Origin of the sequence: Flavobacterium sp. JLP (assembly GCF_015350755.1) — a bacterium.
GTDB lineage: Bacteria > Bacteroidota > Bacteroidia > Flavobacteriales > Flavobacteriaceae > Flavobacterium.
The window spans coordinates 132,542-149,125 of the sequence record NZ_JADKPS010000006.1 but is presented as its reverse complement, the minus strand read 5'-3'; the positions used below and the strand labels follow the sequence as shown (position 1 = coordinate 149,125).

Annotated in this window: 11 protein-coding genes; 5 read left to right on the top strand and 6 right to left on the bottom strand. The window is 32.0% G+C overall.

The genetic code is table 11. The features are described from left to right. Nucleotides 1-125 precede the first annotated feature (125 nt). The 3 genes from IRZ83_RS14985 to IRZ83_RS14975 are packed head-to-tail and all read right to left on the bottom strand — an operon-like array spanning nucleotide 126 to nucleotide 4,218. Entirely contained in the window at nucleotides 126-2,450 is a 2,325-nt protein-coding gene (locus tag IRZ83_RS14985; protein ID WP_194569978.1) for a T9SS type B sorting domain-containing protein, read from the bottom strand. A gap of 15 nt (nucleotides 2,451-2,465) precedes the next feature. Further along, a complete protein-coding gene (locus IRZ83_RS14980; RefSeq protein ID WP_029272772.1) occupies nucleotides 2,466-3,302 on the bottom strand; it encodes an ABC transporter permease in 837 nt (278 codons plus the stop codon). Between the two features lie 7 nt (nucleotides 3,303-3,309). Continuing rightward, nucleotides 3,310-4,218, bottom strand: coding sequence for an ABC transporter ATP-binding protein (locus IRZ83_RS14975; protein WP_194569976.1), 909 nt, complete (start codon nucleotides 4,216-4,218; stop codon nucleotides 3,310-3,312). Between the two features lie 96 nt (nucleotides 4,219-4,314). Between IRZ83_RS14975 and IRZ83_RS14970 the strand changes: the two genes are divergently transcribed. Both IRZ83_RS14970 and IRZ83_RS14965 read left to right on the top strand, forming a co-directional pair. Further along, nucleotides 4,315-5,367 carry a hypothetical protein gene (locus IRZ83_RS14970; RefSeq protein ID WP_194569974.1) on the top strand — a complete coding sequence of 351 codons (1,053 nt, stop codon included), beginning with the start codon at nucleotides 4,315-4,317 and terminating at the stop codon, nucleotides 5,365-5,367. A gap of 57 nt (nucleotides 5,368-5,424) precedes the next feature. Continuing rightward, nucleotides 5,425-6,291 (top strand): SdiA-regulated domain-containing protein, encoded by an 867-nt coding sequence (locus IRZ83_RS14965; RefSeq protein WP_194569972.1) that lies wholly within the window; start codon nucleotides 5,425-5,427, stop codon nucleotides 6,289-6,291. 163 nt (nucleotides 6,292-6,454) lie between these two features. Here IRZ83_RS14965 and IRZ83_RS14960 read toward each other — a convergent pair whose 3' ends face one another. Next, nucleotides 6,455-10,189: a metallophosphoesterase gene (locus IRZ83_RS14960; protein WP_194569970.1), complete on the bottom strand. Its 3,735-nt coding sequence runs from the start codon at nucleotides 10,187-10,189 to the stop codon at nucleotides 6,455-6,457. Nucleotides 10,190-10,215: 26 nt separating this feature from the next. On the opposite strand from IRZ83_RS14960, the gene IRZ83_RS14955 reads away from it, so the two are divergent. Further along, nucleotides 10,216-11,394: a Pycsar system effector family protein gene (locus IRZ83_RS14955; protein WP_194569968.1), complete on the top strand. Its 1,179-nt coding sequence runs from the start codon at nucleotides 10,216-10,218 to the stop codon at nucleotides 11,392-11,394. A gap of 22 nt (nucleotides 11,395-11,416) precedes the next feature. Here the strand turns inward: IRZ83_RS14955 and IRZ83_RS14950 are convergent, their stop codons facing one another. Beyond that, nucleotides 11,417-13,786, bottom strand: a complete 2,370-nt coding sequence (locus IRZ83_RS14950; protein WP_194569966.1) for a GAF domain-containing protein — start codon at nucleotides 13,784-13,786, stop codon at nucleotides 11,417-11,419. 229 nt (nucleotides 13,787-14,015) lie between these two features. Here IRZ83_RS14950 and IRZ83_RS14945 point away from each other — a divergent pair, with 229 nt between their 5' ends. Further along, a complete protein-coding gene (locus IRZ83_RS14945; protein ID WP_194569964.1) occupies nucleotides 14,016-14,768 on the top strand; it encodes an SDR family oxidoreductase in 753 nt (250 codons plus the stop codon). A 72-nt stretch (nucleotides 14,769-14,840) separates the two neighbouring features. Beyond that, nucleotides 14,841-15,422: a TetR/AcrR family transcriptional regulator gene (locus IRZ83_RS14940; RefSeq protein ID WP_194569962.1), complete on the top strand. Its 582-nt coding sequence runs from the start codon at nucleotides 14,841-14,843 to the stop codon at nucleotides 15,420-15,422. Nucleotides 15,423-15,513: 91 nt separating this feature from the next. On the opposite strand, the gene IRZ83_RS14935 is transcribed toward IRZ83_RS14940, so the two are convergent. Beyond that, entirely contained in the window at nucleotides 15,514-16,572 is a 1,059-nt protein-coding gene (locus tag IRZ83_RS14935; RefSeq protein ID WP_029272781.1) for a nucleoid-associated protein, read from the bottom strand. Between the last annotated feature and the right edge of the window lie 12 nt (nucleotides 16,573-16,584).

Sequence of the window (16,584 nt, the reverse complement as noted above, 5' to 3'; positions counted from 1 at the left end):
CATGAATTGATTCTCCCAAACCAAAAATAAGTTTTATTTTAATTTCTTTGAAAAATATAGTGTTTTTCTTTCTAAATATTTGAAATTAAGATTTATGGAACTTATATTTTAAATAGAAATTATTTTTATCTTTTCAAACTAAAATGACCTTTTACATTTTTACCGTTGTCAAATATTAAATTAAACCAATAATCATCTGCTGCTAATTGCTGACCATTAAATTGTCCGTTCCAGCCAACACTGTTTTGATTCATCTGTTTCAAAAATTTCCCATAACGATCGTAAATGAAAATATTATAATCAGGAAGCTGGTCAAAAGAATTAATTGTCCATAAATCATTGTAACCATCACCGTTTGGTGTAAAGAATTTTGGATAATCTAAAACATACACTAAAAAAGTATTTGATATTCCACAGCCGTTTTTATCTCGTGCTACGGCATAATAAATTCCAGGATTTATTCCTGTAAATAACGGATTATCTTGATAAACAATTCCGTCTAATGAAAATTCGTAATTACCGGTTCCAGTATATTGCAATAATACTGAATTATCGACCCCAGAAAAATCTTTTACAACAGCATCCGTTAGTACGGCAATTTCAGATAAATTTACTTTGAATTTTTTAGTTTTCTCACAGCCGTTCGCATCTTGAACTACAACTGAATAGTCTCCTGGTGAATTTACGGTGATAAAATTAGTTGTGCTTCCGGTATTCCATAAATAGCTTGAAAAGCCTGTAGCGACACTTAATGTAGTTTCTCCTCCCTTGCATACTACTTTGGTTTCATCTTCAAAATTAGGCGGAGAAAAAGTATTTACAACAAGTGTTATTGGTGTAATATCATAACAATCAGGTCCGTTTACTACTCTTGCAAAAATGGTTTGTGAAAAAGCAGTTGTGTTTTTAAAAATATTTGGTAAAGAATTTGTTTCTGTCAAAGCATCATTTGAATTCAAATAATAAGTAACATTTAATCCGTTAGGTAATCCTGAAACAATTTGAGGCGTAACTTGTGCATTAAGATCAAATTGATATAAGCCATCTTGCTTGTCATCTCCATCACAAGTTGATACTGGATTTTGATTAACAATCTGGTTGTTTGAAATTTGAAGTGTTACCTCGGCAATTTTATAACAGCCATAAGTGTTTTCGAGTCTGGCAAAAATAACTTGATTGGCACTTTTATTAGTATATTTTTCAGGATTTAAAATAGGATTTATTTTAGTTTGAGCATCTGCTAATGATTCATAATATCCTTTGTTTAAAATTTCTGAAACATTATTTTTTACGATTTTATCTGCTTTAGTCAAATTAAAAATTGCAATTCCATCTGTATTGTCATCACATTGCACTAAAGCTGTATTGCTCGATAAAACTTCTGGCGCATAATCAATTTTAATTTGTCCGACTAAGCTGCAAGTAGAAGGACTTAATACAACTTCAACTCTATAATCGCCCGCATCAGTGACATTATAAGTTGGTGTTGTTGCTACTTGCACATTGTTTTTAAACCATTTATAAGAGTATGCTGTTGATAATTTTGGATCTAATAAAAAAGTTTCTCCATAGCATAAAGGATTATTGCTTGTAGAAGTTCTATTAGGACCAAAGTCAATTTTTGAAGCAAAACTGCCCGCTTGTAAAAATACTGCTGAATCATAATAGCGCTGTGAGGCATCAGCAATTACAAGTTTGATATGATAGGTTTTTCCTTTAGTTACAGAAGTTTGTGCATTTAATACAACGGTTTGACCAGCATAATTAATTGGACTTGTATTGTTATTTAATCCATTAAAATAATTTTCATTAGATGCAGGACATCCGGTATATGGGCTTCCGTTTGGACGCGTGCCGGGTCCAATTTGCGGACGTACATTTACTGATGAAACAGGTATAGCAGTATTGGGTATTACAGCTAGATTTTTATAAGGATCTGCTGATCCTGCTTCTTTAATTAGGAAGGCAAAACCATCTGAATATTCACAAGGATAAGAATATTGATATTCGTTAGAAGCAAAAATATAATTAAAACTTATTAAATCTGATAAAGGAACAAAATCAAATTCAAGCACGGTTGCATTTATCGAGTTGATTCCTAATATCTGATTCAAATCTGAATCTCCGAGCCAATTTGGACTTCCCCCGCCATCATTACTAACATAAGGACCAACTCCTTCTGTGCTTGTAGAAGTGGTTAAAACAATACCTTCAGAAAAAGGAAATCCGCTTGTGCCGGCGTTGAAATAGGCAAAGCTATTTTTTCCGGGTGTAAACGTATCTCCTTTTCCTGTTGTATTTGTTGCAGAAGCACAAGAACTATTTACTAAAATATCTTGTATAAGCTGCTGTGGTGTTTTCTGATCATCAATATTTATAAACTGCGCATTCATCTTTGAAGAGAGAAGGCAAATGGATAAAATGACAATAAAACTTTTAAAATAATTCATAGTAAAACAAATATACTATAAATCTCTATTTTTTAATAATTTGTAAGAAAAGTATATAAATAAAAATGTCCAGATTAAAACAATTAAAATTGCAAAATAACTTACGCTATAATCCATATCTGTGTCAATTCCTATTTGTGAGCCAATACTCTTTACTACAGACAATCTTGGGCCAGGATTAGCAATTAAATTAGACATTGATTCTAAAGGCAGAAACTGTGTGATTTTCTCATCGATATTGCTGTCAGGGAAAATTTTAAAGGCTAATAAACCTCTGATTATTCCTTCGATTATATTCCAAACTAAAAGAAAACCTAATGCAAAGGCAGATCTTTTTACCAAAATTCCAAGAAATAAACAGAATGAAAAGAATCCGGTTAATTTTACGAAAAAGGCAAGTAGATAATCTAAGTCGCTAAAGATGATATCAATCTCAGTGTAAGAAGAAAAAATCAAACCTAAAATCAAACTCATAACAAAAATGAAGACAGTTGAAACAAATGAGAATAAAACAACTGTAAGGAACTTTGACAGAATAAATTCTTTTTTGCTCAAGCCGTCAATTAAATTTTGTTTCAGTGTTCCGTAGCTGTATTCATTAGCCATCATGGAAACAATTACAATAGCAAGAAATAATTTTAAAATAGCAGCGACATAAGTATTGAAGTGCCATATAAATGGAAAATTAAAAATTCCCATTTCTGCCAAATGGAATTTAAAAGGACCAATATCAAATTTAATAGAGGCAATTAAAGCTATAAAGGAAAGCAGAATAAAATAAGTTAAAGTGAGAATACGGCTGGCTTTATTCATCCAGATTTTTTGTAATTCTATAGAGATAAGTCTGTTCATGGCTTAATTAGATTTTTGGATTTGTATTTTTTGTTAATTCTAAAAATTGTGCTTCCAGACTATTTTTTCGTTTTACCAAATGACTCAAAACAATATTTTTTGAGAATAAATACTGATTTAATTCTGAAGCAGATAATTCAGATTTTAAATAGACTAAAACTTTTCCGTCTTCCTCTTTAATCTGATTAACTGCCTGATGCTCATTCAAAATTGATTTTAATGCCGTATTATCATTCGAAGAAATTTCAAAAAAGCCTTCGTTTGCAGACATTCCGTCAACAGAACCTGAATATAAAATTTCGCCTTTTCTTAAAACTACCACATGCGTACAAACTTTTTCGACTTCATCTAATAAATGCGAAGCCAATAAAATAGTTGTTCCCTGGGATGCAATTTTTTTAATAATATCTCGAATCTGATGAATTCCCTGCGGATCTAAACCATTCGTTGGTTCGTCTAAAATCAAAATTTCAGGATCGTTTAAAAGTGCCGAAGCAATTGCTAAACGCTGTTTCATTCCTAACGAAAAAGTGCTGAATTTGCTGTCTTTTCTTTCAGATAAACCTACTAAATCCAGTTTTTCATTGACTTTAGAATAGTTGATGTTTTTTATTTTACAAACCAATTTTAAATTTTCTTCAGCCGTCATGTACGGATAAAAGTTTGGTCTTTCGATAATTGCGCCTACTTTTTTTAGCGCTTCATGCGTTTCTATTTTTCCGTCAAACCAGCTGTAACTGCCTGATGTACGGTTAACAACATTTAATACGATTCCTAAAGTGGTCGATTTGCCGCTTCCGTTAGGACCTAAAATGCCATAAACACGGCCTTTTTGTATTTCAAAAGATACATTTTTTAGCGCCTGAATACGGCCGTATCTTTTGTGTAGATTTTCAATGGTAAGAATGGTTTCCAAATTTATTTCGGTTTTAGTTTTAAGTATGACGAATCAACTTGTTAATTGTTACGGCTAAATGTAATTTAATGTAAATTTGCATTAAAGATATTCAAAATGAGCGAACCTTTAATGGTGTTAAAAAAACCTACTTACCCTTTAACACAATCTCTATTAAGTTATTTAGACAGATACGAACGCATTTCGAAAGTATCTGTGTTCTATGATGACTTATTGCGATTTTCTGGCTCTGTAAATGTCTACGATAAAAATGAAACAGATACTTTATGGATTCGCGTTTATTACAGTGAATTCGAAAGAAACGAAATCGATTTGAATCTAAAAAAAATCTATTCACTGCTGCATTCTGATGGAAACAGTGAAATTATTCAGTTTCTAAATATAGACGCGATTGATTATTGTACTTTCGGAAATTCGAAACCTTTCCGGATTAAAGTCCGAAATATTCTCAATGACAACTATGTTCATTTTTACATTAAAAAAGCAGATGCTTCAAGAATTTATGGTTTAGAATTAGAAGATATTCTTTCGCCAGATAAAATCAACTTTTTGGTTTATAAAGACACTTTAATTGAGGAACATATTATCGGAATTCCGGGTGATGTTTTTATGGAAGCCTTATTGGATAATTGTACGGAAATGGAAAAATCACAAATTGCAAAAGAGTTTGTGAAGTTTAACGAACGCTGCATGATCAGGCTTTTGGGCGATATGCGCGCTTACAATTATGTGATTGTCCCAATTCATGATTTTGATCAAGTTGTCTATAAAATTCGTCCAATCGATTTTGATCAGCAATGTTACGAAGGAAATTTTAAGGTTTATCGTCCGCAGTTTTTCAAAGAAAATTATCCGATGATAAAACTTATTAAAGATAAATTAGAAGAACGTTCTATTATTCAATATAAAGATGAAGAAAGGGCGATTCTGGCTAAGCGTATTCATTCTGCAGAAAACAGAATTAAAAAATTATTGAACATTATGTGTCATGATACCATTTCGACAGAAGAACATCTAAATCAGCTAAAAATGGAATTGTACCGTTATACTAATGATATGAAATTCAAAAATGCAAAATCGATGGGACACGTAATGTTTGCAGCATTTGAGTTTATAACGCGGAACTTTAAAAATACAAATTTAATTTAGAGTTTTTTTGAACCATATAAGTTTTAAAATTGACTTTACATTTTAAAAAACAATCTTATGAAAAAGTTTTTTTTACTGGCAATTACAATTGCTTTACTAGCTTGTCAGCAGCAATCAGATAATGATTTAAAAACGCTTTATTCTATTCCTAAAAAACTAAAAGAAGTATCTGGAATTACATATTTTCCAGAAAATAAATTAATTTATACTTTAGAAGACAGCGGGAATAAAAATGCAATTTATGCGATAAATTCGGATGGAAAATTAACCAAAACGATTACCATTGCGAATGCTAAAAATGTTGATTGGGAAGATATTACAAAAGATAAAAAGGGAAATATTTATATAGGAGATTTTGGCAACAACGACAACGAACGCAAAGATCTTTGTATTTATAAAGTAAATAAAAATCAGCTGAATAGAGATCAGGCTTCCGCCGAATACAAAGTTTCATTCTCGTATCCGGAACAAACTGAATTTCCTCCAAAGAAAAAAGAACTATTTTATGATGTTGAAGGTTTCTTCGAACATGGAAATTATTTTTACTTATTTACAAAAAACAGAAGCAAAGGTTTTGACGGAACAGCTTTTATATACAAAATATTAAATGCACCAGGAACTCAAAAAGCAGTAAAAATTGGCGAATTTAAAACTTGCAATAATTACAACCATTGTGTTTTGACCAGTGCAACTATTAGTCCAGATGGTAAAAAAGTAGTTTTATTAAGCCATGATAAAATTGTTTTATTTCAAGGTTTTAAAGGCGACTTATTTCACAAAGGTTCTCAAACCGAAATAAAACTAAACCACTTTTCTCAAAAAGAAGCTATAGTTTTTAAAGACAATAACACTTTGCTTATCGCCGATGAAAAAACAAATAAAGTAGGAGGGAATGTTTATGAATTTAAGATTCTAAGCTACTAAGTTTCTAAGCACTAAGTTTAAAAAAGCAGTAAACTACAAATCATAAGCTGGCGTGCGGTAAAATAAGACTAAAAAAAGCCACAAATTCAAGAATGTAATTAAAGTAATTCGTGAATTCGTGGCTAAAAAACTTAGAATCTTAGCAACTTAGTGGCTTAAAATCTTAAAAACTATACGCTGCTCCAAAAATAACTCTTCCCACTTCATCCGGAGATTTAAAATAAGAGATTCTGGCCGTTAAAACATTAATTGCATTTAACCAAAGTCCACCGCCATAATCTTGATGCCATTTTTTAGAATTTTCTCCATCAAGCCAAATTCTTCCGTAGTCAAATCCGCCTAAAATACCGTAGGTTAATGGCGCAACTGTACGATGAATTTTTCCAAGACTAAAACGCAAATCACTACTCTGAGAAAAATACGAACTTCCTAAAAAGCGTTCGTTTCTATAACCGCGCAGATCTTTATCGCCTCCTAAAGCAGCACCTTGATAGAATTCGTAGTTGTTGTTTAAGATCGCTTTTCCTTTTATTATTGTGGCTAAAACTAATTTTCCGTTGTGATCAATTTTGTGGGTGAAACCTAATAAACTTTCAATAGTTGGAAAATTTTGTTTGGTTTCATTCAAATTTGTTGTCCAAGTTGCGGCTACCATAAAACCAATTCCTAATGTTGGTTTTGAGACAAAATCAGCATTTTTGAATTGATATTTTACCTTCAAACCGCCATAATTCTGACTATCAAAAACAGTAGGGTTTACAATATTAGGTATATCAATATATCTGTTTTCAGTTTCTTCAACTGTCATTCTCTCAAAAATTGGCTGAACGCTAAACTCACTCCCATATCTTCCAACATGTCTGATAGCTCCAGATGCATTAAATTTTCGGATACGAACCCTGTTATAATCCATTCCATAATCATCATCGTTATTTTGTGTTTCATTTCCGTATCCAAAATAATTCATCGCAAAATTTGGAGTAGTGTATTGCGATTCAACGTCAATAACCCATTTACCAAGTAATCCAGGAAAATGTGCAGCATAATTAAATTCTAAACCTCCAGTTGCAAAATAATAGAAAGCATTAAAAACATGCCTTTGTGTGTACGGATTTTGTTTAAAATTGTTAACTGTATAATTTAAATTAATACCCACTTTTACGCCATCATCTGGATTGTAGCCAATATTTGGAAGTCCAGAAATTACATTATACTTTGGTTTTTGAAAATTATATAAATTTACATCATAGTCATCTGTAAGCTGTGTTTTTGTTTTTGAGTCGAGGTTGTAAGTGTTTTCTTTTGATTTAAAATCATATACAATAACTTTTTTTCCGTTTTCAATGTTGTAAGTGTCATTGTTTTGACCACCGATCAAACGAATTTTTATACTCGATTTTTGATCTCCAATTACTTGGAATTCATCACTGTCATCTAAACCATAAATCCACAAATTTGAAGTTTTTGAATCTGTTACTGTTTTAGTATAAACTAAATCATCACCTTCTTTTTTAACTCTATAAACTTTAATTTCAATGCTTTTTTTAGCATTATGATTGATAACAAATTTGTCTTTTTTGTCAGTTCCTGCAATCATTACAGTATGGCTCAAAATATCAAAATATTCAGAAGCGTATTTTTGAAGATCTTTTTTTCTAATTTTTAATTTTTGTTTTATTTCTTCAACAGTTTGATCTTGAACTTCTTTTGGCATATTTTTAAAAGCCTCATCGATATCTTTGTCTGTTAAATTTTGCTGAATAAATTTTGCTTGCGCAATCCAGTCTTTTTCTTCAGCAGTTCGCAAGAAAGCTAAATCCATCGGATAAGGTTCTCTATTAAGCCATTTTACATTGTCAATTTTGCTTTTAAAAGTGCGCATATGACGAAGCGCAGGAATATTCATTAAAATCGAAAGCAATGTTCCGTCGTATTTAGCAAAAGCTTGGTCGCGATCACGAGGAATTGGCGTGTAAACTACTTTGTCTCCTTTTTTATGTTCTCCCCAGCGCCATTGGTCGCTGTGTCTGTCCCAGTCGCCAATCAGCATATCAAACAAACGTGCCTTTATATATTCTTTTTCGTCTACCGAGTATTTTTCGTCTTTGTGCAGATTTTGCATCATATCATCAGTACTGATAATATTAGTTGGGTTTCCAAAGTTTTTACCATCTAAATGATTATCAGCTGGTCTTTCCTCAATCATGTATAATTCATCTCCAAAATTCGAGTTAAACTCTTCTAAACCATCTTGTTTTGGAATATAATATAAAATCGGATTAGTATGCAAAATTCCCAATTTGTCAGACATACTGGATGTTACATAGGAAGCATAAGGGTGAGAAGTAGTATAAAAATCTAAAAGGAAATTTTCTGTATATGTTTTTTGAAAATCGTTTACAATATATTGGTCTTTAAAAGCAACAGACTGCAAAAATACTGTCGCGCTTTTTTTCATCGCACGCATGACATATTCGCGCCCTTTTGGATCTGACATTCGAAGCGAAATAGATTGATGTCCCCCGCCTTCGCGAATTGGTTTTAGACCGCCCTTTAAAGTGTCTAAAGTTGCTATCTTAGCTTCAATTGGCACGCTGTAATATTTTCGATAATGATTTCCAAACAAGAACCTATGTACTAAGCTCTTTTGTGTCATTTCTGGCGTATAGATCGAAGTCATAATGGTTGCAGGAAATTTATTGTCAACTTTTGAAGCCCAATTAATTTCTTTCGCTTTTATAATTTCATGCTCAAAAAGAAGCTTTTCCTTATTGTTTTCATTTCCAAAGAAAGAGACTTTTGCGTCACCGCTTTTAAATAAAGTAAGGGTTGCATAGCCATTTCCTCCGTATGAAAATTCAGTTGAATTTATTGCTCTCGCAGCTTCAGATTTTGAGCCTGCACCACTAATGATCTGGTTTATATTTTCTTTGTTGACATATTGGAGATTATGATCATGTCCGGAAACAACAATTACATTTTTCTGGCCCTGCAATAGTGTTTTAATCCTCTTGGCATAAATAGTATATTGTTTGTTTTGAAGGTCTTGTGGACTTACGCCAGATGTTTTTCGCAGTAAATTGATAAAAGAACCAATTACCGGAAGCGGAATTTTTTTCTCTAAAGGGAACAATTGTTTTTCCCAAGAATATTGTCCGCCATGCGATCCGTTGCTCATCAGAGGATGATGGATAGCAAGAACAACTGTTTTTTCTTGATTTTTATTTAGGATATTTTCTAATTCCTTAAAAAAATCTTCTCTGGTTTTAATGTCGCAATTATCGTTGATTGTTGGGTGATTGTCCCAGTCTTCTAGAAACCATTCGCTGTCAACAGTAACTAATGTAGTAGTGCTATCAATTTTTACATCTTCGATAGGGCATGATTTTCTTGGCATAAAGGCCTTTTTATCATTTAGATATTTGGTAACAAATTCAGCCTGAAGTTCTAAGCCTTTGATACCGTTATACCAATCATGATTTCCGGGAATCACAATTGTTTTTCCTCTAAATCCTTTAGCCAAATCCAATTGGTTTTTAAGCTTTGTTTCTGCAGCAGCTTTTTCTGCAGCATTGCCGTCACTAGGAAATCCTTTCGGATATATGTTATCTCCCAGAAATAATAAAGTAGCCTTTTTATTAGACTTCTTAAGTTTTTTATGAAGAAGTTCCAAGGTTTGCTGCGCTTGTTCTTCATCGGCATTTCCTGCATCTCCAACTAAATAAAAAGTATGTGCAATTTTTATAGTGTCAGTCGCGTTTTCTGTTTCGTTGGCACTTACATTTTTTCCGTACTGCGCTTTATGCGTTGCACACGAATTAACAAGTATTATGACAACAATTGCCAAAGAATATTTTTTAATCTTTGCAATAAAATGGTTATCCAAAAACAATTTCATAATTTAGTGGTATAAAAATATTCTTTATGAATCTAATAGAACAATCCGAAGATTTCGTCAGTATTTTACTCAAAGATAAACTTTCTAATTTATATTCTTACCATAATTTTAACCATACTTTAACCGTAGTAAATGCAGTAAAAGAGCTTTGTAAGAAAGAAGATGTAGGGGGAGATGAAAAAGAAATGCTTCTAGTGGCAGCTTGGTTTCATGACACAGGATATACTGTAGGTTATGAAAACCATGAAAAAGAAAGTGTCAAAATTGCATCCAATTTCTTGAAAGAGAAGGGACAATCAGATGAGTATATAGAAAAAGTATCGAGTTTGATTTTGGCTACAATCAAGGAATACGTTCCGAAAACACATTTAGAAAAGATAATTAAAGATGCAGATTTTGCTCATTTGATGGGTACGGAATATGAAACTACTTGTGAACTGTTGCGTATTGAATTAAAAAACACTTGGAATCTCAATTTTTCTAATGCCGAGTGGGCGAAAGAAAACATGGGATTTTTGCTGAACAAACACCGTTTTTATACTGATTATGCTCAAAAAAAATGGCAGCCTCTAAAAGAAAAAAACTTGCTTTTGATACAGAAGAAAATAAACAAGCAAGAAAAGAAAGCTGCAGCCGTAATTGAAGCTGAAAATAAAAAGAAAGATAAAGTTGAAAAACCAGATCGTGGAGTAGATACTTTGTTTCGTGTTACTCTAGGAAATCATACCCGATTAAGCGGTATTGCTGATAGTAAAGCTAATATCTTGCTGTCTGTTAATGCGATTATTATTTCAATTGCACTTTCTTCGATTATTCCAAAATTAGACAGCCCGAAAAATGCACATTTGGTTATTCCGACATTTATTATGCTGATGTCTAGCGTTATTACGATTATTTTTGCGATTCTTTCGACACGTCCAAAAGTTACTTCTGGTGTTTTTACAAGAGAAGACATCGAGAATAAAAAAATAAACTTACTGTTTTTTGGAAATTTCTATAAAATGCCTCTAGAAGAATACGATTGGGCAATGAACGAAATGATGAAAGACCGCGATTATTTATATTCAAATATGATCAAAGATTTATATTTTCTTGGATTAGTCCTGCAACGAAAATACAATTTGCTTCGTATTGCCTACAATTTTTTCATGGTCGGAATTATCATTACCGTTATCGCGTTTGTTATTGCATTTAAATCCATTTAAAAAAAATAAAAAATGAGCTCAATTAATTGAGCTCATCTAATAAATCCTGATAAGTAATTTTTTTTGCTGCCGGATTAGCGGTATTGTTAATCACTTTTACGCGAATTGCTCGCAAACCAGAAACGCCTTGAAGATCTTCAACTTCAAATTGTTCAATTGCAGGTTCTAATATTTTTTTATGTTGCAGATATTTGATGTATTTCAAATATTCAGTTTCTTCATTATTTTGCGAGTATACGATCGTAATTTTTTCTTTTTCTGTAATTCGCTCTTTAGTTCCTTTAATGTTCGATTTGTCAATACGTTTTTTTACGACTTCGTATCTCGCATTGTACGTTCCGTCAACATCAAAACGTTTTTCATCCATTCTAAAACGAATTGAAAGCGGTGCACTGAAAACTAAAATCAATGAAGTCACGTCTAGTTCATAAGGAAGCGATTCTTTAAGCTGATGATGTTCTAGCTCCATTTCGCATAAAGTCTGCAATTGCCACAAGCGTAAGTTGTGCAGATACATTATATCAAAAGGTTTTGTTGGCGAAATTGAAGCTCCAATATATAAATTATGTTCAACACCATCCGTTTTAAAACGCTCGTAATAATGCGGATAAATTTGTTGCGCTTCCAGTTGTTTTCTGTCTAAAACCGAAGCTAATTTCTTGTTGATAATCGACATTGCATTATCAAATTTCTTTCTTTCCTGATAAAATAAACCTGTTTTTTCATCAAGGCTTTCAAAATACAATTCTTCTAATTTCTCGTTTTTCGCAGAACCTTTAGTGTTTTTTAAAATCGGATGAATTTCTTCTTCTATATAACGCTGAATATGTTGTTCTGTATCTGCTTTTAATGGAAATTCTAATTCATTTCTAAGCGATTCTAGTTCAAACTTTCTTTGTTCTAAAAGTACCAGATTTGCATTTGGTTTTTGATTGTCAAAAATTTCTAAAAGCGTTGTAAGCTGATTTTTCAAATCTCTTTTAACGGTTTCATTTCTATGCTCAGAAGAACCTTTAATATCAATTTGACCGTATAACGGATATACATTTTTAAAAACAATTTCTTTAAAAATATAATCTTTTGTATGATTGATATTTTGAAAATAGTTTTGAGATTCTTTTCTGAATTTCCAATATACACTTGGATGAATTGTGGTATATTCTCGCTGAATAATTGCCTCAATCTGGTGTTGCATATCAGTATTATAACGGTCGATTGTGTCTGTCAAATATGGCAAAACCAATTCTAGTTTTGTTGCATTTACGCTGTTCAATTCTCTAGGATTTTCTGAAACCAATTCGACTACGCCTAGTAAATGGCCGTCTTTTACAACAGGTGCAAAAACACAACTTTGAATTCCTTGTCGTAATAAGTGTTCGCCCATTCTTTTGTTTGGCGATTCTTCAATAAATTTTTTGACATTCGAAATAACAAAAGGTTCGTTTTTGTCTAATAAGTTTTCAAATGAACATCCAAAAAAGGCATTTTTACAGTCTACTTCCTGTTCTTTTGAAAGCAAAAAACTTTGTAATTGATTATCAAATTTAACAGGCCTGATAAATTTCTCTTCTTCAGGATTATAGATAATAAAACCAACTTTTAAATTTGGTATTTTAAATATTGATCTAAAGATATTTGCAACAACTTCATCTTTTGCAACTGTTTTTGTATTAGGCTTTAATAAGTTACTTTTTAGTATCGAAATTGCGCTTTCTGTAGTAGCATCAAACAATGAAACAATTCCAAAACCTTTTAAAATCCAGCTTCCTTTAGGAAATTTAGATTTCCATAGTTCAATGTCACTATAATTATCAAGCAGTAAATCAATGTCATCTTGAGTCAAATGAACTGCATTTTCTGTTGGGATAATTTCCATAAAATCAGCATTGTACAAAATGCGATAATGTTTTTCAATACCGCTTTCGTCTGGAATGTCATAGAAAAAAGGTTTGTTAAAATCGATATGCTGTTTGTAATAACTGCTTAAAATCAAGCAACAGTTATTTACATAAAATTGGTGATCATCAAAATCACGAATTTCCATATAGAATTCATCTCCGGCGTTGCGCAGAATTTTTTTGAAACGGTCTGTATAATTAAAAGATATATTTTGAAAAGGAATCGTAACTGCTTTTATCTCATTCTGACTTAAGGCGGTTGGAAATAAATCGGCTAAAAGATTTTTAATTAAAGCCTCATTGTTTTTAATGACAGAATAATCCAGAATGCCTGTTCTAAATTCTGGTAAATGTTCTATTTCTTTTAATATGGCTTTGGCATAATTGGCACGGTAGTCAACGTTTGATGAAGCAATTTCCTCAAAAGATTCAATCAGCTTATGAAAGGAGATGATGGTTTGGAAAGGACTTTCGTTGTGTAATTGAATATCCATTAGATTTTTGTTTTTAGGCTACAAAATTAAGCATAAATTAAGAATCTTTCACATTTTGTTATTTGTTTCGCTTATAGCAGGATAGATTTTTTCTTAGAAAAATAAGGGCTTTTGAGAGGCATTAATTATTTTAACTAAATATTAACATCAATAATAACGGAACGATCGTTCCGTTATTATATCTTTGTACCATAATAATTGAATAATCAATAACTTAAAAACAAATAAAATGAAAAATTTAGAAAACAAGGTAGCTATCGTAACTGGAGGAAATAGCGGAATCGGGTACGCAGCTGCAGCTGAATTAAAAGCAAAAGGCGCAAACGTAATTGTAACAGGAAGAAATAAAGAAGCGTTGGCAAAAGCTGAAGCAGAATTAAATGTAACTGGAATTGTAGCAGATCAATCTGATTTAAAATCTATTGAGGCCTTAGTAGAAAAAGTTGCAGCTCAATATGGAAAAATTGATATTGTATTTTTAAATGCCGGAATCGCATCTTTCGCTCCAGTAGATTCAGCTTCAGAAGAGCATTATGACAGTATTATGAATGTCAATGTAAAAGGAGTTTATTTTACAGTTCAAAAATTATTGCCAATTTTAAATGATGGAGCTTCTATTATTTTTAATACTTCTGTTAATGCGCATTTAGGTATGCCAAATTCAAGTGTTTATGCAGCAAGCAAGGCGGCAGTTTTATCTTTAAACAAAGTTTTTGCTACAGAATTAGCGCCAAGAAAAATTAGAGTAAATGCCGTTTCTCCTGGCCCAGTTGAAACACCGCTTTATGGCAAATTAGGTTTAGAAAAAGCAGAAGTAGAAGGTTTTGGAGCACTTTTAGGAGAGAAAATTTTATTGAAGCGTTTTGCTCAGTCTTCAGAAATTGCTAAAACTGTTGGATTTCTTGCTTCAGACGATGCATCATTTATTACAGGTTCTGAAATTGTTGTCGATGGCGGACTTACTGTAAACGCTGTGGTTTAATTTTTTGCAAAAATTTAGGAACGATTGTTCCATATTTTTTATACTTTTGTAAAGGAATTTAAATTTAAGGTTATGGCTAGAACAAAAGAATTTAACGAAGAACAAGCTTTAGACAAGGCTGTCGAAATTTTTTGGCACAAAGGTTATAATGGCACTTCGGCTCAGGATTTGGTAACGCATTTAGGTTTGAGCCGTTCTAGTTTATATGATACTTTTGGTGATAAGCAAAAACTTTTTGTAAAAGCTTTAAATAAGTATCAAAATGATAATTATGTCAAGGTTAAAGAAATGCTTGACACGTCGACAAACATTAAAGAAACACTGACTGTTATTTTTAAATTGGCAGTTGTTGAAAGTCTGGAAGATCGCATTACGAAAGGATGTTTTATGGTTAATTCTGCAGTAGAACTTGCCATGCACGATGAAGAAATTGCTAAAATAGTTAGCGGTAATCAGAAAATTATGGAAGATGTGTTTTACACTGCTGTTAAAAAAGGGCAGGAGGGAGGACAAATTTCAACCAAAAACGATGCCCGTGTACTTGCTAGATTTATTTTCAATACCTATTCTGGAATTAGAGTTTTGGCTCGTGCCGGAGAAAAAGACAAACAGGTTTACGATGATATTTTAAAAGCAATGTTTTCCTTATTTTAAGATTAGAAAACATGTAAAATAAAAAACGGCAATTACAATAATGTAGTTGCCGTTTTTTGTGTTTAAGTAAGTAATAGAAAATGAATAATGATTAGCTTTTTTCTTCCTTATTGAAATAAACTAAATAATAATACATTTGTTTTTCTTCATCCCAGCCTTTTTCAACAAATTTTTCTGCACTTTCAGGATTGATAAAATCCATTTTAATCTGAATGTGAGTATCCAGATTAATTACGTTTTTAATCGATTTTCTAGCGTCAGAAACTGCTGCGTTTGCAATTGGAAATGAGGTTACATCTTCGATGCTGTATTTTTCTCCTTTATCAACTTTATAATTTTTGAATTCAGGAATCAAGTCTGGATTATCTAATACTTCGTTCAAGAAATTTTGTTCTTCAAACTGATCATTTTTAGCGAAATAGTTCACAGATCGGTTCATAAACATAACTTCTTCTTTTTTGTCTTCTGCTGGCAAAACAACATCTTTTGCGAAGTTTTGACAAAATTTCAAGTATTTTTTGGTGATGAAGTTTTCATCTTCAAAGGCATCGACAGATAAAAAGTGCTCTAACCAGTAACGCGCGTCGTAACGATTACTGTCTACAGTTAAAATTTTATATCCTTCGTCTTTTTTATAATTAAAAATCAAACATCCTTTATCTAATTTGCTAAGGTTAATTCCCTGTTGCAAAATCATTTCAAGATTGCTGTCTTTTTCTTCAAACTGTAAAAAGTCTGCTTGCAATTCGCTTTTAAAAATTCCGATAGCGTCAACAACATTATTGTCAATGCTCAAATTTGTTAAATACGTTACATACACTTCTCCGTTTTTAATATGCGGATGGTTTGATTGCTCGAATAAATGCGTAGTAATATTTTTAGAAACTTCTTGTAATCTGCTCGGATTATCAAAAATCTCAGTAGCATATTTAAACATGTCATTATAATCCAAATCGACTTCGTGCGCAAACTGATAATAGTTTTCTTCTTTCTCTCTAAAAGGTTTAAAAAAGTACTCTTTTATCAGAGGCACAATTTCGTCATTTAAGTTAAAAGGCTGTTCCGATAAAAAAATCGCTTCGTTTCTGCTTTTGTTCCCTACGCGGTGTATCGCAAGCGTCTCGATGTGGGTGTTGAATAAGTTGATCATTTTTTTGAGTTG